The 24,279-nt window shown below is 41.9% G+C and carries 24 protein-coding genes and 1 pseudogene; 12 read left to right on the top strand and 13 right to left on the bottom strand.

The genetic code is table 11. The features are described 5' to 3' along the window. The first annotated feature begins 22 nt into the window (after positions 1-22). Positions 23-442, top strand: coding sequence for a ribonuclease P protein component (gene rnpA, locus RS893_RS08695; RefSeq protein WP_315790807.1), 420 nt, complete (start codon positions 23-25; stop codon positions 440-442). Next, complete coding sequence (locus tag RS893_RS08690; protein ID WP_016867950.1) at positions 429-821, top strand: PH domain-containing protein; 393 nt, start codon at positions 429-431, stop codon at positions 819-821. The genes rnpA and RS893_RS08690 overlap by 14 nt, the downstream gene beginning before the upstream one ends. Here RS893_RS08690 and RS893_RS08685 read toward each other — a convergent pair. Then, positions 799-1,044 (bottom strand): hypothetical protein, encoded by a 246-nt coding sequence (locus RS893_RS08685; RefSeq protein ID WP_315790806.1) that lies wholly within the window; start codon positions 1,042-1,044, stop codon positions 799-801. The two genes, RS893_RS08690 and RS893_RS08685, sit on opposite strands and share 23 nt — an antisense overlap. Positions 1,045-1,108: 64 nt before the next feature. Here RS893_RS08685 and yidC point away from each other — a divergent pair, with 64 nt between their 5' ends. The 6 genes from yidC to RS893_RS08655 all read left to right on the top strand — a co-directional run bounded on the left by yidC (position 1,109) and on the right by RS893_RS08655 (position 6,466). Then, positions 1,109-2,335: a membrane protein insertase YidC gene (gene yidC / locus RS893_RS08680; protein WP_315790805.1), complete on the top strand. Its 1,227-nt coding sequence runs from the start codon at positions 1,109-1,111 to the stop codon at positions 2,333-2,335. Then, positions 2,335-2,853, top strand: a complete 519-nt coding sequence (locus RS893_RS08675; protein WP_315790804.1) for a protein jag — start codon at positions 2,335-2,337, stop codon at positions 2,851-2,853. The genes yidC and RS893_RS08675 overlap by 1 nt, the downstream gene beginning before the upstream one ends. Positions 2,854-3,020: 167 nt before the next feature. Then, on the top strand, positions 3,021-3,527 hold the full coding sequence (locus tag RS893_RS08670) for a YceD family protein (protein WP_315790803.1): 507 nt from the start codon (positions 3,021-3,023) through the stop codon (positions 3,525-3,527). Between the two features lie 436 nt (positions 3,528-3,963). After that, positions 3,964-5,478, top strand: coding sequence for an AAA family ATPase (locus RS893_RS08665; RefSeq protein ID WP_315790801.1), 1,515 nt, complete (start codon positions 3,964-3,966; stop codon positions 5,476-5,478). Positions 5,479-5,590: 112 nt separating this feature from the next. After that, a complete protein-coding gene (locus tag RS893_RS08660; RefSeq protein WP_315790799.1) occupies positions 5,591-6,082 on the top strand; it encodes an SH3 domain-containing protein in 492 nt (163 codons plus the stop codon). A 207-nt stretch (positions 6,083-6,289) separates the two neighbouring features. Then, on the top strand, positions 6,290-6,466 hold the full coding sequence (locus RS893_RS08655) for a hypothetical protein (protein ID WP_315790797.1): 177 nt from the start codon (positions 6,290-6,292) through the stop codon (positions 6,464-6,466). A 127-nt stretch (positions 6,467-6,593) separates the two neighbouring features. Here the strand turns inward: RS893_RS08655 and RS893_RS08650 are convergent, their stop codons facing one another. Both RS893_RS08650 and petN read right to left on the bottom strand, forming a co-directional pair. Next, positions 6,594-6,755: a hypothetical protein gene (locus RS893_RS08650; RefSeq protein WP_016867943.1), complete on the bottom strand. Its 162-nt coding sequence runs from the start codon at positions 6,753-6,755 to the stop codon at positions 6,594-6,596. Between the two features lie 7 nt (positions 6,756-6,762). Next, positions 6,763-6,852 (bottom strand): cytochrome b6-f complex subunit PetN, encoded by a 90-nt coding sequence (gene petN / locus RS893_RS08645; protein ID WP_012408302.1) that lies wholly within the window; start codon positions 6,850-6,852, stop codon positions 6,763-6,765. A gap of 202 nt (positions 6,853-7,054) precedes the next feature. Here petN and RS893_RS08640 point away from each other — a divergent pair, with 202 nt between their 5' ends. From RS893_RS08640 to RS893_RS08630, 3 genes are all read left to right on the top strand, one after another. After that, a complete protein-coding gene (locus RS893_RS08640; RefSeq protein WP_315790794.1) occupies positions 7,055-7,531 on the top strand; it encodes a hypothetical protein in 477 nt (158 codons plus the stop codon). Between the two features lie 255 nt (positions 7,532-7,786). After that, on the top strand, positions 7,787-8,326 hold the full coding sequence (locus RS893_RS08635; RefSeq protein ID WP_315790792.1) for a 3'-5' exonuclease: 540 nt from the start codon (positions 7,787-7,789) through the stop codon (positions 8,324-8,326). A gap of 167 nt (positions 8,327-8,493) precedes the next feature. Next, positions 8,494-8,853: a phospholipid-binding protein gene (locus RS893_RS08630; protein ID WP_315790791.1), complete on the top strand. Its 360-nt coding sequence runs from the start codon at positions 8,494-8,496 to the stop codon at positions 8,851-8,853. A gap of 73 nt (positions 8,854-8,926) precedes the next feature. Here the strand turns inward: RS893_RS08630 and RS893_RS08625 are convergent, their stop codons facing one another. The 10 genes and pseudogenes from RS893_RS08625 to RS893_RS08575 all read right to left on the bottom strand — a co-directional run bounded on the left by RS893_RS08625 (position 8,927) and on the right by RS893_RS08575 (position 22,026). Further along, complete coding sequence (locus tag RS893_RS08625; protein ID WP_315790789.1) at positions 8,927-9,886, bottom strand: alpha/beta fold hydrolase; 960 nt, start codon at positions 9,884-9,886, stop codon at positions 8,927-8,929. Positions 9,887-9,964: 78 nt separating this feature from the next. Then, the gene (locus RS893_RS08620) at positions 9,965-10,843 is read right to left on the bottom strand and encodes a rhodanese-related sulfurtransferase (protein ID WP_315790788.1); all 879 of its coding nucleotides are present in this window, start codon (positions 10,841-10,843) and stop codon (positions 9,965-9,967) included. Between the two features lie 316 nt (positions 10,844-11,159). Continuing rightward, positions 11,160-11,801 (bottom strand): DUF938 domain-containing protein, encoded by a 642-nt coding sequence (locus RS893_RS08615; RefSeq protein WP_315790787.1) that lies wholly within the window; start codon positions 11,799-11,801, stop codon positions 11,160-11,162. A gap of 22 nt (positions 11,802-11,823) precedes the next feature. After that, a complete protein-coding gene (locus RS893_RS08610) occupies positions 11,824-13,515 on the bottom strand; it encodes a sensor histidine kinase (RefSeq protein ID WP_315790785.1) in 1,692 nt (563 codons plus the stop codon). A 261-nt stretch (positions 13,516-13,776) separates the two neighbouring features. Then, the gene (locus RS893_RS08605) at positions 13,777-15,276 is read right to left on the bottom strand and encodes a sensor histidine kinase (RefSeq protein ID WP_315790784.1); all 1,500 of its coding nucleotides are present in this window, start codon (positions 15,274-15,276) and stop codon (positions 13,777-13,779) included. Positions 15,277-15,392: 116 nt separating this feature from the next. Beyond that, complete coding sequence (locus RS893_RS08600; RefSeq protein WP_315790783.1) at positions 15,393-15,848, bottom strand: response regulator; 456 nt, start codon at positions 15,846-15,848, stop codon at positions 15,393-15,395. Between the two features lie 253 nt (positions 15,849-16,101). Further along, complete coding sequence (locus tag RS893_RS08595) at positions 16,102-16,800, bottom strand: Crp/Fnr family transcriptional regulator (protein WP_315790782.1); 699 nt, start codon at positions 16,798-16,800, stop codon at positions 16,102-16,104. A 141-nt stretch (positions 16,801-16,941) separates the two neighbouring features. Continuing rightward, positions 16,942-17,655 carry a Crp/Fnr family transcriptional regulator gene (locus tag RS893_RS08590; protein WP_315790781.1) on the bottom strand — a complete coding sequence of 238 codons (714 nt, stop codon included), beginning with the start codon at positions 17,653-17,655 and terminating at the stop codon, positions 16,942-16,944. A 199-nt stretch (positions 17,656-17,854) separates the two neighbouring features. Beyond that, positions 17,855-19,659: pseudogene (locus RS893_RS08580) on the bottom strand (ATP-binding protein). 375 nt (positions 19,660-20,034) lie between these two features. Further along, a complete protein-coding gene (locus RS893_RS08575) occupies positions 20,035-22,026 on the bottom strand; it encodes an AarF/ABC1/UbiB kinase family protein (protein WP_315790778.1) in 1,992 nt (663 codons plus the stop codon). 450 nt (positions 22,027-22,476) lie between these two features. Between RS893_RS08575 and recN the strand changes: the two genes are divergently transcribed. Further along, a complete protein-coding gene (gene recN, locus RS893_RS08570; protein ID WP_315790776.1) occupies positions 22,477-24,222 on the top strand; it encodes a DNA repair protein RecN in 1,746 nt (581 codons plus the stop codon). Positions 24,223-24,279 lie beyond the last annotated feature (57 nt).

Here is a 24,279-nt window from a genome sequence, read left to right as displayed (position 1 = left end):
TAAGGAAACTTAGACAACAGTTGTGGCTTTGCCCAAAGCAAATCGGCTAAAATCCCGAAAAGATTTTCAGGCAGTTTTCCGGGAAGGTACTCGTCGCCATGGTTCTTATATGACTTTGAGAGCCTTACGACCTTCATCCATGAAAAAACCTTCTCTTGATACTGCCCACGATAACGTAAAATCAACAAACTCGGTACTTTCCCCAATCAAAATTGGTATTTCGATTAGCACTAAAGTCAGTAAACGGTCAGTAGTTCGTAACCGCCTCAAGCGACAAGTATCGGCAGCTTTACATCAATTGTTGCCCCAATTGTCCCCAGGATGGCGGCTAGTGGTAGTTGTAAAACCAGCGGCGGCAGAATCTAAGTGCGTAACCCAACAATTTCTGCAAGAATTAGAGCAGTTGTTGGCACAAGCTGAGGTATTAAATGGGCATTCGTGAAGAAGTTTATTTTGAAGGCGGCCCCCACATTGGGGATTTAATAATAAACATACTAATTGGCTTAACGATTGTGGGTATACCACTAACGGTAGGAGCGATTGTTAGAGCATTATGGCTGCGTTTTCGGATTACTGATCGCCGAGTTTCTGTCACTGGGGGTTGGATGGGACGCGATCGCAGTGACGTTATCTACTCAGAAATTGTCAAAATCGTCAAAGTTCCCCGTGGAATTGGCTTATGGGGAGATATGGTATTGACACTTAGAGATGGTAGTCGCCTGGAACTGCGGGCTGTTCCTAAGTTCCGCGAAGTTTATGATTACATTACTGAACGCGTTACCGCCAAAAATCCCAATTTTAATGCTGCTGCGAAGAAGTGATGGGGTGATGGGGTAATGGGGTAAAAGTATCTCCCCAACTCCCCACCTCCCCATCTTCAATAAATGTGCGGCTATCCGTAGTTGAATTACAGTCGCAGACAGATCCTGATTTCGATAAATTATATTCAGTCAGCCGATTTTTAAATTCTGGTTGGTAGTTGCTGGTTGATTGTTGATGGTTGGTAGTTGCTGGTTGGTTGTCAATAATTCTTCCAAACAACAAACAACAAACAATCAAACCTAAAATCGCTAGTTAATTTACATTACCTCAGGTTGAATTCAGAATAATGGATTTTGGTATCGGGTTTTTTTCCAACAACGTCATGTTGCCAATCATAGACTTGTTCTATAGCATTGTGCCAAGTTATGGATTGGCGATCGTTGCTTTGACGTTGATTATTCGTTTTGCACTATACCCTCTAAGTGCTGGCTCAATTCGCAATATGCGAAGGATGCGAATCGTCCAACCTTTGATGCAAAAGCGGATGCAAGAAATCAAGGAACGTTATAAAGACGATCCGCAAAAGCAGCAAGAAGAAATGATGAATGTCCAAAAGGAATTTGGTAATCCTTTAGCTGGATGTTTACCATTACTGTTGCAAATGCCAGTGTTACTAGCGCTATTTGCAACTTTGCGGGGTTCGCCTTTTGCCAGTGTTAACTACACTGTTAACTTACAAATCTTTCCTGCCGAACAAATCGAAAGAATTCAACCCCAAGCTTTTCTCACTGCCCCCCAAAACATTTATGTTGCGGATGGGGAACATGTTAAGGTAACTGCGATTTTACCAGGAGGTAACAAATTAGCAGTAGGAGAACATACCAAGATTCAATATCAAACTGTTGACGGGAAGCCATTTCAGGAAGTATTGGCAGAACACCCAGATACTAAGTTAGTTCCCCAATGGAAAATTACAAAAGGGGAAGACAGAATCAAAATTGATGCTGAAGGCAATATTGAAGCCCTCCAGCCAGGAGACGTTACTATAACTGGAACAATTCCAGGATTAGCAGCAGACAAAGGATTTTTGTTTATTGATGCTTTGGGCAGAGTCGGGGCAATTGATCCTGATGGCACTATTCATTGGGATATTGTCACAATGGTAGTGTTGTTTGGCGTTACCCTTTACGTCAGCCAAGTTCTTTCCGGACAAAATTCTAGTGGTGGCAATCCACAACAGGATACAGTTAACAAAATCACTCCCGTAATCTTTTCTGGGATGTTTTTGTTCTTCCCCTTGCCGGCTGGGGTGTTGATGTATATGGTGATTGGTAATATTTTCCAAACTCTACAAACTTACATCCTTTCTCGTGAACCTCTACCAGAGGAATTACAAAAAATTGTAGACACTCAAGAAAAGCAGGCGGAAGCACAACAAAAAACATTGCCATTTGAGCCAAAAAGTTCTAAGAAAGTTGAACCCAAGAGTTCTAATGAACCAAAGAGTTCTAATGAACCAAAAAGTTCTAAGAAAGTTGAACCAAAGAGTTCCAAGAAAAAGGCTACAGGTTGATGATGACCGATTCTCGGATGGCAAGAGGACAGCAGTGGTTAAAAACACTGCTGCAACTTACTGGGATAAATACTGAAATTAAAGGTGATTTAGAAGTAGCTGCGATCGCTGAGGGTGATTCTCAAGAACCAGATAATTACTGGTTGACTATTGATCATACAAATTTGACACCAGAACAAATGCAGGTTTTGATTGGGCCTGATGGTGTAGTGCTAGATGCTATTCAGTATCTGGCAAATTCTACTCTCAACTTAAATCAACCTCATGAGGAACAAGCCTCATACACGGTGGAATTGAACGGCTATCGTGTCAACAGACAAGCAGAAATTCGAGCGATCGCTGAAGCTGCTGCCCAACAAGTCCGGGCCACAGCAACAGAAGTGGAAATTAAATCCCTCAGTTCGGCTGAACGTCGCCAAGTCCATACCTTTTTAAAAGAGTTTAGTGATTTAGAAACTTTCAGCCGGGGTAAGGAACCCCATCGTAATTTAGTTGTACGCCTGGCATTGCCTGAATAGTGAAATTGTTGATAGTTGATGGTTGATTGTTGATGGTTCCAAACAACTAACAACAAACAACTAACAACTAACAACTAACAACCCAAAAAAGTTAAAATAAAGAAATATTATCGGCAAAATAGCTGATATATATAGACCATTTGTCGTGAGAATGTCTCACAATTCCTATGGACGCAATTTATATTCCGCAGCTAACCAAAGCACCGGAGCGGACAGAGGAGATTCAGGTTAAAGAGTTCCTGTCTGGTTTGGATACCTTAACACCAGTTCGTGGCCGTGTTCGTGTGCAACATTGCGGCAATTATTTAGAGGTATCTGGTCAAGCAGAAACTATCATTACTTGTACCTGCAACCGCTGCTTGCAAAATTACAATCATCGCCTTATGGTTGATACCTCCGAAATAATTTGGTTAGACGAAACCGTAGAGCAAGAAGTTTCTTTGCCTTTAGAACGGGAAATAGCTGTGGAAGATTTAGTAGAAACTTTGTCACCCCACGGATATTTTGATCCTGGTGAATGGCTATATGAACAAGTCTGCTTGGAAATTCCTCAGCGCCAACTTTGTGACACGAATTGTCCAGGAATTCAACCAAGTCACGATCCAGCCTCTACTCACACTGTAGATCGTCGCTGGGCTTCTTTGGAGGCTTTGAAAAAGCAACTTCCATCTTAGTTATTTATCATTTGTCATTGGTCATTTGGCTATTTCTTCGTTCCCAGTCTCTGGCTGGGAATAGTTTTTGGAAGGCTCTATATCACCTGAAGGTGGAATAGAGCCACTTGTTGCAGAAGTCGAGAAAAGTTCAGTAAGGTGTGTTAGGCGCGTATTTTGATCTATTTTTTCACGAAAAACATTATATGAGCGCTTAACGCACCATGTGATCTAGTGGTGTGTGAGTCTGGAGTGGCAAAAATGTATTTTGTTCCTTCTGCCTCCTGCCTCCTGTCCTCTACCTTTCTTCCGTAAGTACTGAATTGCTGACTACGCTTTTGCTGTATTCGCTTTTCCAGAGAAAAAAGATAAAACAGTTGTGAAGAGCAGTACAAACCTGAAAAATGAAATAAAGAACTACGTAAAATAACAACTCGTTAATAAGATCATAAATATTATGAGCTTCCGTGAAGAGTTCAAACTGCTGCTGCGCGCCCGCTATCCCCTGATCTATATTCCTACTTATGAGGAAGAACGCTTAGAAGCCGCGATCCGGGAAGAAGCAACAAATCAGGGAAACCGCCCAGTGTATACTTGGGATTTTGTGGATGGCTATCAGGGAAACCCTAACGATGAAGGGTTTGGGAGACGTAATCCTTTGCAAGCTTTAGAATTTATCGAAAAAATTCCCACGACTGCACCAGGAGTATTTATACTGCGGGACTATCATCGCTTTTTAGATGATGTGGCAATTGCTCGTAAACTCCGCAATTTAGCTAAACTCCTCAAGTCTCAACCAAAAAATATTGTTCTGTTGTCGCCGAGAATTGCGATTCCTGATGATTTAACAGAAGTGTTGACTGTTGTGGAGTTTCCTTTACCTAACGCCACCGAAATTCGCTCAGAAGTAGAACGGTTATTAATTGCTACTGGTCATTCTCCCTCCAGCAGATTCTTAGATGATTTGGTGCGCTCTTGTCAAGGGCTATCAATGGAAAGAATACGTCGGGTGTTGGCAAGAGCGATCGCAACTCATGGTGAATTGCAACCAGAAGATGTGGATCTGGTGCTAGAAGAAAAACGCCAAACTATCCGCCAAACCCAGATTCTCGATTTTATCCCCGCTACTGAACAAATTTCTGACATCGGCGGATTGGATAACCTCAAAGATTGGTTACTCCGTCGGGGAGGCGCATTTACCGAACGGGCGAGACAGTACGGATTACCGCACCCACGCGGTTTACTGTTAGTGGGTATCCAGGGAACTGGTAAATCATTAACAGCGAAAGCGATCGCTCATCATTGGCACTTACCCCTACTGCGATTAGATGTAGGACGATTATTTGCGGGTTTAGTAGGCGAATCAGAATCCCGCACACGTCAAATGATTCAAGTAGCCGAAGCCCTCGCCCCCTGTGTATTGTGGATAGACGAGATAGATAAAGCCTTCTCAGGACTTGGTAGCAAAGGAGATGCGGGAACAACAAGTCGTGTTTTTGGTACATTTATTACCTGGTTAGCTGAGAAAACTTCACCCGTGTTTGTGGTTTCTACCGCTAACGACATCCAAGCTTTACCACCAGAGATGCTACGAAAAGGGCGCTTTGATGAAATTTTCTTTGTCGGTTTACCTACCCAGGAAGAAAGAAAAGCTATTTTCAATGTGCATTTATCAAGACTACGCGCCCATAACATTAAAAGTTATGACGTCGACAGGTTAGCGTATGAAACACCTGATTTTTCTGGTGCAGAAATTGAACAAACTTTAATCGAAGCTATGCACATCGGTTTTAGCCAAAATCGCGACTTCACTACCGATGACATTTTAGAAGCCGCCAGTCAAATCATACCCTTAGCCCGCACCGCCACCGAACAAATTCAACAACTCCAAGAATGGGCAGCAGCTGGAAGGGCGCGTTTAGCATCAAAACACAGTCCTTTAAGCGATCGCATCCAACGCCAGCTAAAATAGCGAATTATGGATTGGTTAGTAGTTAGTGGGTGGGTAGTTACACTAACCACTATCCACTAACTGCTAACACCCATCACGAAAAATAAATTTACTTATAGCGAAGTTTTAAATTATGGTGACTCAAATATTAAAGTATATATTCGGGTTTATATTAGCAATGGCAATTTTAATCGGTGGTGGATTTGCTATGGCGCTGTATTTTATGAACCGAGTTTCTGCACCCCCACCGAAACCAATTTACGCCAATGACAACCCTGTGGTAAAAGCACAAGCACCCAAATCTCAAACATCAAAAACCAATCAAGTATCTTTAGAAGAATCTTCACCAACTCCCCAAAAAAGCCCCAAGCCAGAGGAATCAGCACAATCACTACCACCAGGAGCGTATAAAGCACGTGTGACCTGGAAGCAAGGCTTACGCTTGCGAAAAGAACCAACAGCAGATTCCGAACGCACTGGAGGAGTTGCTTTTAATCAAAAAGTGATAGTTTTAGAAGAAAGTAGTGACAAAGATTGGCAAAAAATTCGTTTAGAAAATGGAGAGCAAGAAGGTTGGGTAAAATCAGGCAATGTCCAGAAAATTGACGAACAAGATGATACTTAAATAGCAGAAGAAACAGAATAACAATAGGGAGAAATAGCACTTTTTTAGAAGACAAAAATTCTTTTTTATGTTAATTTTATTTACTTTGTAAGCAAAAGTAAAGCTTAATTGCGATATTTACCAAAAGGTCAATCTTAAAAAAACTGAATGTTATTTTGAGGGAGATATAGTGCCTTGAATTCAAACTATTCACTCTCAAAGATCAATATGTATAATCGCAATTCCCAATCTGGTTTGGTTACTGCTGCTGTTACCGCTGCCTTAGGTGCTGGTGTAGTTACATCTTTTGCTGTTAGTCAAGGACAAAACCCTTTTCATGCTTTGGCAATTACTGGTTTAGCAGTGCTGATTGCATTAGTTTGGGATTACTATCAAAAGCAATAATTTTTTCCTGAAACACACAGAATTTGTAGAGACGCTCCATTTTAATCAGTCATAAGTTATCAGTAAACAAAGATAAATCTGATAACTGATAACTGATAACTGTTGAAGCGTCTCTATTTGTAGAATTTCATCGCCGCTTAGGATTGGTGCGTCGGAGTTCGCGTTTTTCTTGTTCTTGAAGACGGCGATCGCGCCAATCAGCCAGCGTCAGATAACCAACTCCTCCAGTGACTACTACCAGTAGCACCAGAGCAACCAAAGCCAAAATATTTAAGAGTGGACTTTCCACGACACCTCTACAATCCGTTACGACCCCAAACTACCATTGCAATTGACCAAGTGAAAACAACCAGCAGTGAAACCCATCCTAATGTCAAAATCTCCATAGTTGTACTTCTTAAGTTCATTTACAAAACTACTCCAATATTTATGATACTGGGAATTGGTTGGTGGTTGATTGTTGGTTGTTAGTGGTTGGTGGGTACAGACGCGATGTTCCTCGCGTCTGTACATTAGTAGTTAGTGGTTAATGGCTGGTTATTATTCTACTCCCCACACTCCCCACTGCCCCCCACACCTCGTCTGTGCATGAACAATACTTCAGATAATCTGATGGCAGAACGCCTAGAATCCTTAAAAGCGGGAACTCTAGCAGCTTTGTGTCTACTCTCAGCTTTCGGGATCACTTCGTTGATTGACAGCCTAGTTTTAGCAAAGTATTTTCCTGCACTTGGCAGCCTGGGAGTTGAACTCCTCAATTTACAGTTTTTGGTGAGTGCTGCAATCGCAACTTTTTCAGGTTTGCTGTTTGGCGTTACTTATCGATATATCATTCGTCAAGATCAAAACCTGCAACTCAAAAATGGAGGAGTGTTAGCTTTCGGTTTTGTTAGAGGATTAGCTCAGATAGATGTTGGATTTGCTTGTAGTGGTGATGTGCTACCCTTTGTTATTTTGACTTTGGAGGGTGTATTGTGGTTTAAAATTGCAGCGATCGCTCTTGATGTAGCTATGCAACGAGGTTGGATTCAACCTTTTTCATCTAACTTTAATACACATTTTTAGCCTATTGTCAAATATACTCATCAAAAAATTTTGCAAATTCTCTCATCTCAAAATAGTAATCACGATTATTATATATAGTTAATTTTTTCCAAAGTTGGAAAACTCTAAATACTGGGTTGTAGTCGCTTCTAAGGATCATGTCCAAAATGGAGTGATAGGTGGTTTTATACAAGCTTTCATGGTAAAGCGTCACCACTCAAACGCTTGCAGAGCAATGATTGGATAGTTTATTACTCACCTAAATGAACATAAAACATGATTAAATATTTTCTCATTGTTGATGTAGAGGCTACTTGCTCTCACGACAATAGTATTCCCAGACATGAAATGGAACTCATCGAAATTGGTGCAGTCATGTTGAATGATTCAACATGGCAACTTGAGTCGGAATATCAGAAGTTTATAAAACCTGTAAGAAATCCGCAACTCACGAAATTTTGTACAGAATTAACTACGATTCGCCAGCAAGATGTTGATGCTGCTCCTAAATTTCCAGAAGTAATTTATGAATTTAAAGAATGGATATATTCATTCCCCAATCATACTTTCTGTTCTTGGGGAGATTACGATAAAAACCAATTTATCAGGGATTGTAAATTCCATAATGTCCCCTACCCTTTTAGTTCTGAGCATAGAAATATCAAAAAAGAATTTTCCGAATATTGTGGTGTGTCCCAAAAATTTGGCATGGCACAGGCTCTGGAACATTTGGGGATAGAATTACAAGGCACACATCATCGTGGCATAGATGACGCGCATAACATTGCAGCTATATTTCGATATATGAATACATAGCAGTAGTTTAAAAATTTTCATTACTAAGGCACAAAGACATAAAGATAACAATTTTTCATCCAAAGGTAGAAATCTTTTTAACTCAATATCAGAACATAGATAGATGTAAATTATATGTTTTGGTTTTTATATTGCAGATAGTTAGTAACCCTATAGGAGACAAAGTTATGGGTTGGTTAAAAAGACTTTTTGGATTAGAAAAACCACAAAATGCTCAAGTGAATCCTGCTCCCCAAGCAGTACAACAACAGCCAGCTGCACCTGCTGCTACTCAGCAAATTGCTCCAGAACGGATAGGATTGAACGGAGAATACGATCAAAGTGGTTTAGCAAAGCGTGTAGCACTTGCATTTGATCAAGATAACCAATTAGATGACATCGATACCCTTTGGGTTGCTCAAACTGGCAGTACTGTTGTGTTAAAGGGTAAAGTTCCTAGCCAAGATATTCTCAACAAAATGGTTTCTGTGGCGCGAAGCGTCAATGGTGCGGCGGCTGTTGACACAAGTCAAGTTACGATTGGCTAGTTTATAGTCAGTGCTTTAGCGCTTTTAGGATGTTATGCTTGAGCGCTGAAGCGCTAACTACAAACTGAATACATCAACACTTTTGGGCTGAAGTTGTATCTATTAGAGAGTTATCTTTGGATTGGCGATCGCTAAGTGAATTAATCCAATCTAAAATAGCCTGGTTAATAATCTCTGGATTTTCATCGTGGGGACAATGACCGACATTTTCTATACTCAGCAATTGTAAGTTCTCATTATATTTGGTAAATTCACGGGCAAGTGCTGGGGGAACAAATTTATCTTTTTGTCCCCAGATTAACAGCATGGGAATTGTTAAGTTAGGCAGCATAGACTTGACACTCATGCCAAAATTGGCGCTGATTGTCGCTTTAAACAAAGCACTAAAAGCGCGGGCAGAACCTCTATCTTGGGGAGGCCCTGCTAATATTTCTACTAGTTCATCAGTAATAGCTTCTGGGTTAGCGTAGGCGATCGCAGCCCAGCGCCGTAGTATGTTTGGTCGGCGAACAAAATAAAATAGAGGTTTCATCAATAATGGCGAAGCCACCATATTTTTAATTGTGGCAACGACGGGATGTAGAAAAGCAGGAATCGCTTCTTGCTCCAAAGATGGATCTGGTAGACTCATCATCACTACACCCTGCACCATGTCTGGATAAGTAGCAGCCGTAGCTAAGGAAACCAGCGAACCGAGGGAATTACCCACTAAGATTACAGGCTGGCGGATAAATGTTTTCCAAAAGTCATACACCTGTTCAACCCAAAGTTGGATACTATAATTCACACAAGCTTTTTCGGAAGCACCAAAACCCAGCATGTCTAGAGCATAGACTGTATGCAGTTCTCCTAATACTTCTAAATTGTGTCGCCAATGTCCAATAGAAGCACCAAACCCATGCAATAAAATCAGAGGGGTTGTGTTGGGGTGGTTTTGGATAGGACGAATATAGGTATAGCGAGTTTGCCAGCCCCGCCATACCCAGTCTCTTTGATTACCTACTCGTTGTTGCCAGTGAACTACACTGTTCACATTTGTCTCCCTATTGATATTTATGTACTCCTCTAACTTCTAGCTTAATCGCTCAGAACATATGGCGAAATGGTATAACTATATCCCCCTTGACATATGTCGCCTTTTCTCCTCAAGACGTTCTCTTTTTTCTGGAGTGAGACTATCAAAACAATGGGGACAACTAATTCCTTCTTCATATTTGGGAGAAGTTTTATCAGCTTCCGAAATAGGATGTCCACAACCGACACACATCCTATAGGAACCGGGTTCCAAACCATGACTTACAGCTACCCGTTCATCAAAAACAAAACACTCTCCTTCCCAAAGACTTTCCTCAGCTGGAACTTCCTCTAAATACTTAAGAATCCCGCCTTTGAGGTGATAAACTTCTTGAAAACCTTGTGCAAGCATCAAAGAAGAAGCTTTTTCACAGCGAATTCCACCAGTACAAAATAGTGCTACTTTCTTGTGCTGAGTAGGATCAAGGTGATTACTTACATATTCTGGAAATTGCCGAAATGATTCTGTACTAGGATTTTGCGCTCCTTTAAAAGTGCCAATACTAAATTCATAATCATTGCGAGTATCAATTACTACTACCTCTGGATCGGAAATTACGTTGTTCCAATCTTTGGGACTAACATAAGTTCCTACTTTTTCATTAGGGTCAATATCAGCCAGCCCCATAGTAACAATTTCTTTTTTCAGGCGTACCTTCATACGTTGAAACGGTGGTTCCTCGGTAGTAGACTCTTTATGTTCCAAATCCGCCAAGCGGGAGTCAGAACGCAAAAAAGACAACAGTGAATCAATAGCCTCACGGGAACCTGCAACAGTACCATTTATACCTTCTTCCGCCAGTAAAATAGTTCCCTTGATACCTTGTGCTTGGCAATAAGACAGCAAAGGTTGTTGTATCTCAACGTAATCTGGAAGTTTAACAAACTTATAAAATGTAGCAACAAATAATGTCATGTCCGTTTGACGACTTATACTATCCGTTAGAGTGGGTAATGGGTAATTGGTAATTAAGATACTGATGATTTTCCCATGCACAATGCCCAAGCTTTATATCGTAAGTAATTAGCCAGACTTAATATAATTTCATATTCGCTTGAACAAAAACACATAACGGATAATCTATCTATAACCATCGGTGTTTATCTATGTGCATCGGTGTTCGTTTCTAAAACATGACTGTTTATCACTTTAGAAACTTCTGTCTAAGATTTAAATATTTAATTAGTGTTCGTTTCTAAAACATGACTATTTGTCAACCCATTAATCCACATCAACCGTAATTCACTTTAAATACTACTGAAAAATTATTTGCAGGCATTTGATAAACATTGACTAAACTAAGATTGTGTTTACTAGCTGCTATTACCACATCTTCGAGATTACGTATCCCCCATTCTGGATTTTGGACGCGTAGATATTCATCGAAAGCAGCGTTACTTGGTGCAGTATGTTTACCGTCCCGTTTGAACGACCCATACAAGTAGAGGATACCACCAGACGAAAGAATACGACCTGCACCTGCCATTAGTCCCAAACAAGCATCCCAAGGAGAAATGTGAATCATGTTGATATTGACTATGGCTGTAATTGGTGAAGGATTAAATGGTATTTCTTTCTCCACTATCCAGACTGGCTGACGTGTATCAATCTCTAAAGGTGGGTGAAGAGTTTCACACGATAAATGTTTTCTCCAAGCAGTGATGCTAGCACAATTTAGGGGATTAGGGTCGGAAGGTATCCATTGACGAGGAAACAGACGAGGAGCAAAATACACCGCATGTTCCCCAGTTCCGCTAGCAACTTCTAAAACACTACCAGTAGCAGGCAATACTTGCATGAGTACTTCCAGAATTGGTTCACGATTGCGCTGGGTGGCTGGGGCGTATTGACGCGTATCTTGTGGTGTGTTCATCAGGCGGTAATTTTCAGGTTTTCTATTCTATTTTGTAGATTGGCAGTTGGACTGTAAATGTTGCTCCTTTGCCGATTCCCTCACTAGCAGCATAAACATGACCGTGGTGCATTTCAACCAAATGCCGAACAATAGCAAGTCCTAATCCCAACCCTCCATATTTTCTAGTTGTAGTAGCGTCTGCTTGGCGGAAGCGATCAAACACATGGGGTAAAAAGTCGGAACTAATGCCTTGTCCAGTATCGGTGACTATAATTTGAGCGAAAGAGTCTACTTGCTGTAGCGAAATCTGCACTCGACCAGCAGCAGGAGTAAATTTGATGGCATTAGAGAGGAGATTGCATATAATCTGCTGCAACCGTTCCGCATCGCCCATAACCGGACTGATAAAGGGCCTAAGCATAGACTCTATTTGGATTGACTTGGCCTGAGCTTGTGGCTGTACATCTTCTATTGCAGCATGAACAATCGGAACTAAGTACAGAGGCTGTAACTCCAAACGGAGTTTATTCTGAATGATCATGGAAACATCAAGGATATCTTCAATCAATTTTTTTTGGTGTCTAGCATTACGCTCAATTGTTTCCAAAGCTTTAGTAGCGATCGCTTCATTTAATTGCCGATTTCTGAGTATGTGCGCCCAACCCAACATAGAGTTAAGTGGAGTACGAAGTTCGTGGGAAACAACTGCTAAAAATTCATCCTTGAGGCGGTTTGCTTTTTCAGCCTCTTCTCTAGCTGCTTGCTCTTGGGCTATTAGTTGTTTTCGTTCTTCTTCGACTTGTCGGCGTTCGGTTGTGTCCCGCCAAGTCACAACTACCCCATCCCCAAACTTCACAGCACGAATATCATAGGCTCTTTGGTTGGTTGTTGGTTGATTGTTGGTTGTTGGTGGTTGGTAGTTAGTTGTTAACCATCCCGCATGTCCTCCTTGTCTGGTTTGTCCCCCTTGTCTTTCCCTCTCCCCGTCTACCAACAACAACTCCTTTACCAATGGTTGACCTGTTTCTACAACCCGACAATATTCTGTAAACAGACCACTTGTCTGATGTACTGGCATGAGTTTACACAAATACTTACCTAATTGCTCTTCCTGTGTTAAATGATGATTTTCACAAGCAGCTGTATTCACATAATCAATGCGAAAGTCTATGATTTTACCTGATGGATCGCGGATGGCAGAGTAAATAGCAAAGCTATCTAGGATGGTTTCTACAGAGGTGCGGAATAGTTCCTCACTTTTGCGTAATTCTATTTCTGCTTGCCTAAGCAATTTTCGTTCTTCAGCTTCTCGCAAAGCTCGTTCCACTGCTGGAACTAGTCGCTCTAGGCGTTGTTTAAGTACATAGTCTGTAGCACCACTTTTGAGAGTTTCAATAGCTCGCTCCTCACCAAGTATCCCAGATATGATGATAAATGGTACTTCTGGACAGATAGCACGAGCAAGTTCTAAAGCAGAAAACCCATCAAAAGAGGGAAGAGCGTAATCTGCCAAAATCAAATCCAAGGTTTCGGTTTTAAGAGCTTTAATAAAGTCTGTACGAGTTTCTACCCGTACAAAATCACAATCATTTATACTCTTTTTTAAAGTAGTACCGATAAGCTCGGCATCTGCCCAAGAATCTTCCAGCAGCAGAATACGCATCATGATATTATCTTTTAAAATAGTGTCGCCACGCCACAAATTTCCTACTTCATAGGAACCTAGCAGCATTATTTTCAAGAAATTAAGTAAGTTTCCACATCTAGCTGTCGATGTAGATTAGAAATCTGTTAGTGGTTAGTGGTTGGTGGTTGGTGGTAATTCCTCCACTCCTCATACTCCACCCTACGGGAAGCCGAAGAAGGCGCGTCTACACACCCCTCATACTCCTCACACTCTCTTCCTAAATTTTGAATTGTTTTCTCCCCATTGCCCCTAATCCGCACTCCCTTGGGGGAGTGGGACCCCCGAGTTCCCCATCTCCCACTGTGATTAAGTACTTGCTTTTGGTAAGCTAAAGTAAAATTTTGCTCCTTGATTTGTATCTCCCTCTGCCCAGACTCTGCCACGATGTCTGAGAATGATTCGTTGGACATTAGCAAGTCCTATGCCTGTTCCTTCAAACTGTATTTGGTTATGAAGGCGTTGAAATATACCAAATAAGCGATTAACATATTGCATGTCAAATCCTACACCATTATCTTGAATAAAAAAAATAATTTCATGCTCATCCTCAATGCTGCCAATGGAAATGATTGGTTGCTGGCACAGTTGAGTAAACTTCACAGCATTTTCAATCAAATTTTGCCAAACAAGGCGCAATAAAGAGCGATCGCCCCACACATGAGGTAGTTGCTGAACATTCCAAATGATAGTCCTATGGGGGAAATCCATTTCTATCTGTTGCTTTGACTCCCAAACTAGACGGTTCATATCGACGATAGAATAGTGCATTTCTGCTCGTCCAGTACGGGAGTAAGTCAGCAAATCATCTACTAGTTTACCTGCCCGGTTAGTTAATTCTAAAATTGCTTGCAGGTAACGTAAACTTGTTTGATCACAGGTCGTATTTTCTAGGTGTTCTTTTAATAAATTAACAAATCCATCGATTTGGCGAATAGGCGATCGCAGATCGTGAGAAACTGAGTAAGCAAAAGCCTCTAGTTCACAGTTGATAGCTTCTAATTGGGCTGTACGCTCTTGGACTCGATGTTCTAAAGTTTGGTTCAACTGACGAATCTCCTCTTCTGATTGCTTGCGCTCTGTGATATCTTCCATCAAGCCATCTATAAAGGTTTCACCATGTAGCTGATTTTGGGTTTCACTGAACAGTAGCCAGATGTTTTTACCATCAGGGCGTTGGAATTGTATCTCCCGCTCCCACTCTTGCCCAGAAGGGCGTTCGTCAGTCATAAAGGAGTAGAGTTGTTCACTGATAAATGATTGAACTTCCTCCAAAGATGGCAAACCCAAAATATTTAGAAATGCCGTATTTACATCTAAAATTTTTGCCTCGGGTGTAGCGCGAAATACACCAATTCTTAGTTGATTCAATAATGACTGTAACCGTAGTTCTAACTGGGCTGCTTTACGGATAGTTTGGTATTGTTGCCACACCAAGCGTACAGCTTGACTTAAGCGAAGAAAATGTTTTGTGGATTTTATTACGTAGTCATCTAGTCCTGCTTTCATTGCCTCAACTGCAATTTCCTGGGAACCAGTGTTAGTAAACATAATCACAGGACAATTGCGATCGCGAGCTTTGACAGCACGCAAAACCTCTAAGCCTGTTGTCCAGTTAAGTTGATAATCAGTAATGACCAAATCAAAATCATGTACTGTTAATGCCAGATGCAATGCATTGGCATCAACTATTTCTATTACTTGGGCTTGAGAAAACTCTCGGCTTAATTCTCTTATCACCAGCAGGCGATCGTCTGGGTTATCATCTACCAGCAAAATGCGTTGAATTGAATTATTTTGAGTACTCATCGCTGGTTATTGCCCATTGACTGGAGATAGGGAGATGGGATGATAGGGAGATGGAAAATATTAAGAATATTCCTTCTGCCTTCTGCCTTCTGCCTTCTGCCTTCTGCCTTCTGAGATTAACTCAAATAAACAGAAGGATACTGATTAAATTGTAGCCAGTAGGAGTCGAGTGCCTGCATCATCTCCTGTAAAGCATTAAATGCAACAGGTTTAATCAGATAGGAGTTTACCCCCATATCATAAGCACGGTCAACATCAATATTTTCTCGCGAAGATGTGAGAACTACAACTGGGATTCGTTTGAGTAACGGCTGTTGCTTGAGCCATTCTAGAACTTCTAGACCAGAACGACGTGGTAGTTTTAAATCTAGTAATATTAACGCTGGTAATGGATAATTTTCTCTTTCTGTATAACAGCTTTGACCTTTAAGGTACATAACTGCCTCATCTCCATCTTTAACAACATGGATGGAGTGCTTCAAATTTGCCCGACGAAATGCCCTCTCTATCAAGAAAATATCATTGGGGTCGTCTTCTACCAGCAAGATGCTAAATTCACTATGACTCATCATTACAAGCTGGCTCCTTATTTTCTATTTCTGGAGACCACCAGTAGAGAAATAAATAGTAGAAAATTTGGTTGTGCTAAACAGAGTTTTCATATCAGTGTTTAGTAGTCAAATGTATTTACTATTCCAGAGGACGGTCATAGAAAGACTTTTATAGCATGACATAAATCTCATAATCGCTCTGTACGGAAGCGTACATAGTCCACAGATTTTTCTCAAAAAGACTCATTGATCTTGCTCAAAAAGGGGGGATAGCTTATTTTTGCTCTTCGTTTAGCAAGCGATCAAATTCCTTTCTAATAAAACCGTAACACTCACAAGCAGTTGCCTCTAAAGCCAGGCGATTGAGAATCGTAATCCGACCTCGGCTGTAGCGGATAATACCTGCTTGTTGCAATAAGCCAGCTGCCACAGTCACACCAGAGCGTCGCGTACCTAATAACTCAGCAATAAACTCTTGAGTGACTTGTATAGTATCAGAAGCTGTGTGGTCTTGGGCTGTGAGCAGCCAACGGGCAAGTCGTGCTTCTAAGGAATGATGACGGTTGCAGGCAGCCGTTTGACTAATTTGGGTAAGTAAGGCCTGGGTATATAGTAGTAATTGCCTTTGCAGAACTCCACCACGATAAAATTCCCGTTTGAGGATCTTGGCATCTATTTTCATGGCAGTACCAGCCACTTGCACGATTGTGCGAGTTGTTGTGAGGTCGCCTCCTAAAAATGCGGGATAGCCTACAACTCCATTGCTACCCACCATACCAACTTCTGTTGTCGAACCATCTTCAAGGACAGCTATTAAAGACACCATTGCTCGATTCGGGAAATAGACATGCTTAATATTTTCCCCTGCTTCATAAAGAACTTGACCAAGGGAAAGTGACACCTCTTCTAGATGGGGAGCAAGGCGTTGGAACTCCGACTCTGGTAAAGCCAGCAGTAGCTGATTAACTAGCACGGCATCGCTTCCATCAATTCTAAATCAAGCATCTTAAATTGACATGGCTGGAGTAACCCTGTCTGTACGGTTCCGTACATAAGTGACATTCAATCAGTGATAGATGATCACTGGTAACTGTTAACTGATAACTGATAACTGTTAAAGATTGAGCAGCCGAGCAAACTCGTCTGTTACTATGCCATAACACTCGCAAGCAGTTGCTTCTAGTGCAGTTCGGTTCAAAATTATGATTTTTCCACGACTGTAGCGGATCATGCCTTCTTCTTGCAAATTACCAGCTGCAACTGTGACTGTGGCACGACGGGTTCCCAATAGATCAGCTATATACTGCTGAGTTAAAAAAATCTCATCTCGACCAAGACAATCGTGAACGCAAAGCAGCCAACGGGCAAGTTGTTGTTCAGTGGAATGGTGAAATTTGCAAACTGCGTTCTGGCCAATCTGGGTTAAGAGTGCTTGGGTATACAGTAGCAGTTTTTTTTGCAACACTCCCCCCCGCTCAAATTCACGCTGTAGGATTTCAGCATCCATTTTGAAAGCGCCTTCTGCTACTTGTACCAGCGCTCGGCTATTAGTAAATTTACCGCCTAAAAAAGCCGGAATGCCAATCATGCCCTCATTGCCCACCATTGCAAATTCGGTGGTTGAGTTATCCTTGAGAACGGAAATTAAAGATATCATCGAGCGGGTGGGAAAGTAGACTTGTTGAATCACTTCCCCACGATCATGGAGAATTTGCCCCTGAGAGAGCCTTATGTATTCTAGATGGGGAGCCAGGTGCTGATACTCCTCATCCGGTAAAGATGCCAAGAGTTGATTAATCGACCTGGGATCGCTATCGGATGGAGACATGCTGTAGTCTGTTGGCAGAACAGTCAGGACGGCACGTAACTGCTAGAGAATAGGAAGCATCCTCTGAGAGCTAGTGACGACGTGAGAAATTGTCATAGGTTAATAAAAATTTGCAAACTACTTCTTCTTCCTAGTGGAAGATTAGTACGTTAGCGTACAGATTATAACTTTACAGTTATCAGTTATCAGTTATCAGTTATCAGTTTTTCTGAGTAATAACTGTTAACTGCTCGCTGTTTGCATCACCTTGTGGTAACTCAAACCAAAATCGGCTACCCTGCCCTAATTGCGATTCAACTCCTACCCTACCTCCCATACGCTCAATACCTCGCTTAATAATCGCTAAACCGATACCAGTTCCCGGATAAGATTCTATGCCATGCAAGCGCTCAAAGGTTCTGAATATTCGTTCTTGATGTTGGCTAGCAATGCCAATTCCATTGTCTTCTACCCAAAGACGCACCCATTTTTAGAGGTGGAGGTTTGTGAAGAGGTGGGAGATGGGGAACTCGGGGGTCCCACTCCCCCAAGGGAGGAGCCAGTGCGGTGGACGGGTCCCCCGGCATAAAGAAAGAGGCGTTGGGGATTAGGGGCAGTGGGGAGGTGGGGGTGTGAGAGGTGTGAGGTGTGGGGGTGTGAGAAGATAAAAAGTATTTTCTTTCCCTACTCCCCTAGTCCTCCTTGTCCTCCTAGTCCCCCTAGTCCTTCTAGTCTCCCTTCTCCCTCTACTCTCTCCTTTGCCCATATCCGCACTTGGGGTTGAATATCAGCAGCCACAAACTTAATGGCATTACTAATCAAATTAATCAATACCTGTACTAAGATAGTGCGATGTGCTTTCACAATCGGTAAAGGTGACTCGATGGTGATGTGTGCTTGGGCAGCTTGTATCTCTGAGTGTAATTCCTTGAGTGCCTCAGTGATCGCACTGTCCAAACTCAGCCGTTGTAACCAAATTTCGCTGCGTCCCAGACGACTATAAGCAAGCAAATCCAGAATCAAGGTGTCCATGCGTGCAGCTGCGGTGACAATACGCTGGGTGTATTCTTGTCCTGTTTTATCTAGATAAAAACTGTAATCTTCTTGTAAAGCTTGGGCTAGTCCTTGCATGGCACGGAGTGGAGCGCGTAAATCATGAGAAACTGTGTAGCTAAAGGCTTCCAATTCTTGATTGACTTCTTGCAGTTGTATGGTGCGTTCTCTGACTTTCTGTTCTAAGTTTTCGTTGAGTTGCTTAATTTCTATTTCAGCTCGCTTGCGATCGCTAATATCTATAACTAACCCACAATAGCCTCTCACCGAACCATTTTCGGCAATGTCGGGAACAAGAATTGCGTTGATATAGCGTGTACCTCCTTCGCGGTAGGGAAGTTCTGCTTCATATTCAACTAAATTACCTGCTAGGGCGCGCTCTACTTTGTCTTTAATGATTTGATAGGCTGCTTCTCCCACAACTTCTACTAAGTGCTGACCGTAGATTTCCTCTGGAGATAAGCCAAACCAATCTTTGTAGGTTTTGTTAATAAACTGATAGCGTTGCTGGCTATCAATATAAGAAATGCAGACTGGCAAGGAGTTAGCAATTAAATGCAACAATTCTTGATGCTGACGACTTTTGTCTTCACTTAGGAGCAATTGCTGGTTAATTACTTGGTTATTTCGCCGAGAAGTCTTAAAAGAGTTAATTAGTGCAACAAGAAATAGCCCTTCTACCAAAAATATAACTAGCTGGAGATTTGTCCAAGGATTACTGCTGAATAATGATTTAGCTGGAGTTAAGAAAAAATAACTACTTAATAAACTAGATAAAACAACTGCCAAGATACCAGGGCCGATTCCTCCATAGTGGCTAGTCGCCATAATGGCAGCAAAAAATAGTAAAAATGGAGTTTCTCTTAGTTGACCAGACAAATAATTCAGCAGCAGTTTACCCAGTAACGCGATCGCTACTGTTAAAACTGCAATACTGTAACGCCAAATAATCCGGCGTTTTCCTCTCAACATATTTTTTGCTCAGGCTTATCTGAATCATACCGCTTCACCATAAGTCTGATACATTTGTTGACAAGACAAGAGAGACAAGGGAGAGGATTTGTATTACTTATGAAATAATATGGGGCGTTGTATTCGTAGCACAATGCCTTTTTGTGAGAGCGATCATCCAAGGATTTGGTGATCTGTGCGATCGCATAAATTTTCAGTAGACTTCTTGTACAAATATTTTTTACCCCACCCTAACCCTAAGCGTTGACGGGGGGACTAGATCTTCCCCCGTTCACGCTTAGGGCTGTTTCATTCCACAAGAGCAAGAAGTTTATGAAAAAATGTTAAAAAACTGATCCGAAAAGAGATTGTGACTCCAGAAGGCAGCACATAATATTAACCAACCTCGAAACTGCGATCGCTTTCCTCCGATGCTAATAATTCCCGAATCAACCTGGCGGCCGCTTTTTGCAACAACTGACCTGCTATTTGCTGTCCCAAACGCTGTATACCTGGATTGAGCGCAATTTGCACAATTTGGGGTGCAAGCTGGGCTGGGTCAAAGCCACGGGTTTCCCGGAGAATATTTAATATCCGTTTAATATGCTCCAAAGTTTGTTGTTGTTCGTCGGTAGCGGCGGGAGTTTCGTTAATGGCTGTGACACCGACTCTTTCCCGAAGTAGGTAAGTAAAGTTATGCAGAACATTTTTACTCAAGGCTTCTGCACTTTTGATTAATTCATCTATGAGGCGATCGCGAATAAAACTACCACGTTCGGAAGAAAGAAAATCAACTCCCTGATTCAACACCAAGTTAAAATCATAGTCTTGGTTGTTACGGGCATTACGTAATAAGTTTTCCAAGCGGTTCCAACGAAAACGTCCTTCTTTAAATAATAAGTCTCGCAGAGATGCTCTTAATTCTGGTGAAGGATCTGTTAACAAGCGTTTGGCGACATAGGGATACGCTTCACTCAACACCTTAAAGTTGGGATCGATATGAATAGCAATCCCTTCCAGTGTCACCAAAGAACGAATGATTAAAGCGTAGTAGGGCGGAACACGGAAGGGATACTCATACATCAATTCTGATAGTTGATCGGTGATGCTTTTGATGTTTAATTCTGCAACGCTAGCACCTTGAGCATCAGCAAAGACTCTAGCAAATGCGGGAATAATTGGTGTTAAGTCTGTATCCGGTGAGAGAAAATCTAGCTTCACGTAGTCGTTAGCTAAACCTTCAAAGTCACGGTTAACGACGTGGACGATCGCTTCAATTAAGCCGTAACGCTGGGGTGGCTTAATTTCACTCATCATCCCAAAGTCGAGATACGCCAATTTCCCATCGCGGGTAGCAAGCAAATTACCAGGATGGGGATCAGCGTGGAAAAATCCGTGTTCCAACAACTGTCGTAATGAACACTGTACCCCTACCTCAATTAAATAGCGGGCGTCTATACCTTCGGCTTTGATTTCTTCTGTATTAGTTAATTTCGTACCTTCGATCCACTCCATCGTCAAAACCCGACGATTAGTGTATTCCCAGTAAATTTTTGGTACATAAACATCTTTTAGATGACCGTATAACTGATAAAAGCGCTCAGCGTTTTCTCCTTCGTGAATATAATCCATCTCTTCAAAGATGCGATCGCCCAATTCATCGAGGATACCCACCAAATCACTACGGATACGTTTAAAGTTTTTCTGTGCCCATCCTGCTAGTCGGCGCAGAATATATAAGTCAATAGTAATGCGTTCTCGGAGGTCGGGACGTTGGACTTTAACGGCAACTTCTTCGCCAGTACTTAGCTTACCTTTATAAACTTGTCCCAAGGAAGCAGCAGCGATTGGTTCTGGCGAAAGTTCGGTATAAATTTCTTGAGGAGGTGCGCCTAGTTCTTCTTGGATGAACTGGTAAGCTATTTCATTCGGAAAAGGCGGTAATTTGTCTTGTAACTGCGTCAGTTCCTCTAAATACGTTGGAGGAACCAAATCTGGTCGAGTAGATAGAGCTTGTCCAATTTTAATGTAGGCAGGCCCTAGCTTGGTCAGGATTTGTCGCAATTGAATTGCCCGGCGACGGTCATTTTTGACTACAATTCCCCGTTTATTATCCCACCATATACCCAAAGCAAATCTGATTGCTGGCGTTAAAACTGTAATGATGCGTCGTAAAACTTTCAGGGGGCGGCTACCGTAATAGGTCGCTATATTCTGAGGGTTGTATCTTAACGCCTCAAATTCACTTTCTGAAATTACCAGCACTGCATTGGGTTTTGGAATTTCTTCTGCTGCTGGTAAACTCACAATGGATGTTTGTGTACCATTTTCTGGAACTACTTCATGATCTATTTGCAGGGAAGTAGGGGAAACAGTCTTCGCATTCATGAGCTTACCACCGCATCGGAGTTAACTTGTTAAGTATTGTAACAATTTGTTGAAAAACTAGGAGAGCGAGGATTGCCCACCTGACGGTAGAAATTACCCACCCTAGATTTACTACTTACGATTATTATCATCATTAACAGGCAGCTGTTAAGAAAGTCTATTGCTTGGGCCAAGATACAAAAATCCAACTACACTAGTTTTGGTATCCCTAAAAAGGGTTTGCTTAATACATTTAGTTTGTCAGTATTGCAGGGTGTAAAAACACAATCTTTAGTATCTTTTAAGTAAAATTTATCAGGCTTCTACCCTGACGGAGAATTTAACCAATAACTTCTGGATGGGAAAAGCCAGCAAATTTATTTAGTAGAATCAATCCACAATCACGCCACATGCTAACTGGGAGAACCTTAAGGGCGCAGTGGCTCTAAAATCCAAAATTCGGATGACTCAATGTTATCTCTTTTGCGAATAGAAAATTTTGCCCTAATTGATCAATTAGAATTAGAGTTTGGCGCTGGACTAAATGTGTTGACAGGTGAAACCGGCGCTGGAAAGTCAATTATCTTGGATGCGATTGATGCGGTATTAGGCGGAAAAGTTTCTAGTCGCGTCATTCGCACTGGTACAAATCGGGCAATGGTAGAAGCAACTTTTACTTCTAATTCTGCTTTAGCAGCCTGGTTGACCGAACAAGAAATAGACTTGATTGAAGAAAACTCTATATTTATTAGTCGAGAAATTACAAGTAGTTCTGGGAAAGTACGGAGTCGGTCGCGAATCAATGGAGTGTTGGTAAATCAGCAATTCATGTCAGAACTACGCGATCGCCTAGTAGAAATTACTGCCCAAGGGCAAACAGTCTTAGTTGGGCAATCTGCCCAAATTCGCGACTGGTTGGATGCATACGGTGGTGAGTCTGTTTTACAACAACGCCAAGAAGTTGCTAATGCTTTTAGTGCCTACCAAGAGGCGCACCAAGCCTTAGAAAAGCGTCGGACATCAGAACGGGAACGCCTGCAACAACTAGACTTACTGACTTACCAAGTCAAGGAACTAGGAGAAGTCAACCTCAGTGAACCCGATGAACTAGAGCAACTCCAACAAGAACGACAACGGCTAAATCATGTGGTCGAACTCCAACAGATGAGTTACAAAGTATACCAAGCTTTGTACCAAAATGATGGCGAAGCGCCAACCGCCACAGATTTACTGGGAGACAGCGAAACAATCTTAACTGACATGGTAGAATACGACTCCCAAATGCAAACGCTGTTGGACTTGGTAAGGGATGCTCAAGCGACAGTAGTAGAGCTAGGAAGGCAAATTAATGCCTATGGGGAAAGCTTGGAGGCAGATCCCCAGCGTTTGGAAGAAGTAGAAGAAAGAATTCGGGAATTAAAGCAAATCTGTCGGAAGTATGGGCCGACACTTGCAGAAGCGATCGCCTACTATCAACGCATCCAAGCCGAGTTAGCCGAACTCAATGATACTGAGCAATCAATAGAAAGTTTAGAAGTCCAACAAGCTGAGTGTTTAGCCAAGCTAACACAAGCTTGTCAAAAGTTAACACAATTACGTCGTACCGCCGCAGCCAAATTAGAAGCCAAACTGATCAGGGAACTAAAACCTTTGGCGATGGAAAAGGTACAGTTTCAAGTGGAAATTGCCCTCGTCACCCCAACTATTGTTGGTGCAGACAAAATCACATTTATGTTTAGCCCCAACCCTGGAGAACCACTACAACCTCTATCAGAAATTGCCTCTGGTGGGGAAATGAGTAGATTTTTGCTGGCGCTGAAAGCTTGTTTTTCCCAAGCACAGACAACGGGAACAATGGTATTTGACGAAATTGATGTTGGTGTTTCTGGCAGAGTAGCACAGGCGATCGCCGAAAAATTACATCAATTAAGTCAATTTCACCAAGTATTATGTGTGACACACCAACCTTTAGTGGCGGCGATGGCAGATCGGCATTTCCGCGTAGATAAACAGGTGATCAATCAAATTAAAGGTAAGAAAGAACACAATGGTTCTAGTGAAGAACGTACCGTTGTGCGTATTACTACCTTGGATAACTTAAGCAAGCGTCGGGAAGAACTAGCTCAACTAGCAGGTGGTAAATCAGCCCAAGAAGCGATCGCTTTTGCAGAATCTTTGCTAACACAGGCTGCAAATCATCGTCAACAAAAACGCTAAATTCCTGCTTAGCCAACTATGCTAGTCTTCCAGTTGCATTCACAGCCAGAGTTACCT

The sequence above is a fragment of the Fischerella sp. JS2 genome, from assembly GCF_032393985.1.
Classification (GTDB): Bacteria; Cyanobacteriota; Cyanobacteriia; order Cyanobacteriales; family Nostocaceae; genus Fischerella.
The sequence above is the reverse complement of the archived record's forward strand: the minus strand, read 5'-3'. Positions and strand labels throughout refer to the sequence as shown.

Coding starts and splice junctions, on each gene's coding strand:
- RS893_RS08670 (WP_315790803.1), top strand. CDS start 3,021: ATGGACGCAATTTATATTCCGCAGCTAACCAAAGCACCGGAGCGGACA.
- RS893_RS08575 (WP_315790778.1), bottom strand. CDS start 22,026: ATGAATGCGAAGACTGTTTCCCCTACTTCCCTGCAAATAGATCATGAA.
- RS893_RS08605 (WP_315790784.1), bottom strand. CDS start 15,276: ATGAGTACTCAAAATAATTCAATTCAACGCATTTTGCTGGTAGATGAT.
- RS893_RS08655 (WP_315790797.1), top strand. CDS start 6,290: ATGTATAATCGCAATTCCCAATCTGGTTTGGTTACTGCTGCTGTTACC.
- yidC (WP_315790805.1), top strand. CDS start 1,109: ATGGATTTTGGTATCGGGTTTTTTTCCAACAACGTCATGTTGCCAATC.
- petN (WP_012408302.1), bottom strand. CDS start 6,852: ATGGAGATTTTGACATTAGGATGGGTTTCACTGCTGGTTGTTTTCACT.
- RS893_RS08600 (WP_315790783.1), bottom strand. CDS start 15,848: ATGATGAGTCATAGTGAATTTAGCATCTTGCTGGTAGAAGACGACCCC.
- RS893_RS08640 (WP_315790794.1), top strand. CDS start 7,055: ATGAACAATACTTCAGATAATCTGATGGCAGAACGCCTAGAATCCTTA.
- RS893_RS08635 (WP_315790792.1), top strand. CDS start 7,787: ATGATTAAATATTTTCTCATTGTTGATGTAGAGGCTACTTGCTCTCAC.
- RS893_RS08620 (WP_315790788.1), bottom strand. CDS start 10,843: ATGACATTATTTGTTGCTACATTTTATAAGTTTGTTAAACTTCCAGAT.
- RS893_RS08615 (WP_315790787.1), bottom strand. CDS start 11,801: ATGAACACACCACAAGATACGCGTCAATACGCCCCAGCCACCCAGCGC.
- RS893_RS08660 (WP_315790799.1), top strand. CDS start 5,591: ATGGTGACTCAAATATTAAAGTATATATTCGGGTTTATATTAGCAATG.
- RS893_RS08690 (WP_016867950.1), top strand. CDS start 429: ATGGGCATTCGTGAAGAAGTTTATTTTGAAGGCGGCCCCCACATTGGG.
- RS893_RS08665 (WP_315790801.1), top strand. CDS start 3,964: ATGAGCTTCCGTGAAGAGTTCAAACTGCTGCTGCGCGCCCGCTATCCC.
- RS893_RS08590 (WP_315790781.1), bottom strand. CDS start 17,655: ATGTCTCCATCCGATAGCGATCCCAGGTCGATTAATCAACTCTTGGCA.
- RS893_RS08610 (WP_315790785.1), bottom strand. CDS start 13,515: ATGCTGCTAGGTTCCTATGAAGTAGGAAATTTGTGGCGTGGCGACACT.
- recN (WP_315790776.1), top strand. CDS start 22,477: ATGTTATCTCTTTTGCGAATAGAAAATTTTGCCCTAATTGATCAATTA.
- RS893_RS08675 (WP_315790804.1), top strand. CDS start 2,335: ATGATGACCGATTCTCGGATGGCAAGAGGACAGCAGTGGTTAAAAACA.
- RS893_RS08630 (WP_315790791.1), top strand. CDS start 8,494: ATGGGTTGGTTAAAAAGACTTTTTGGATTAGAAAAACCACAAAATGCT.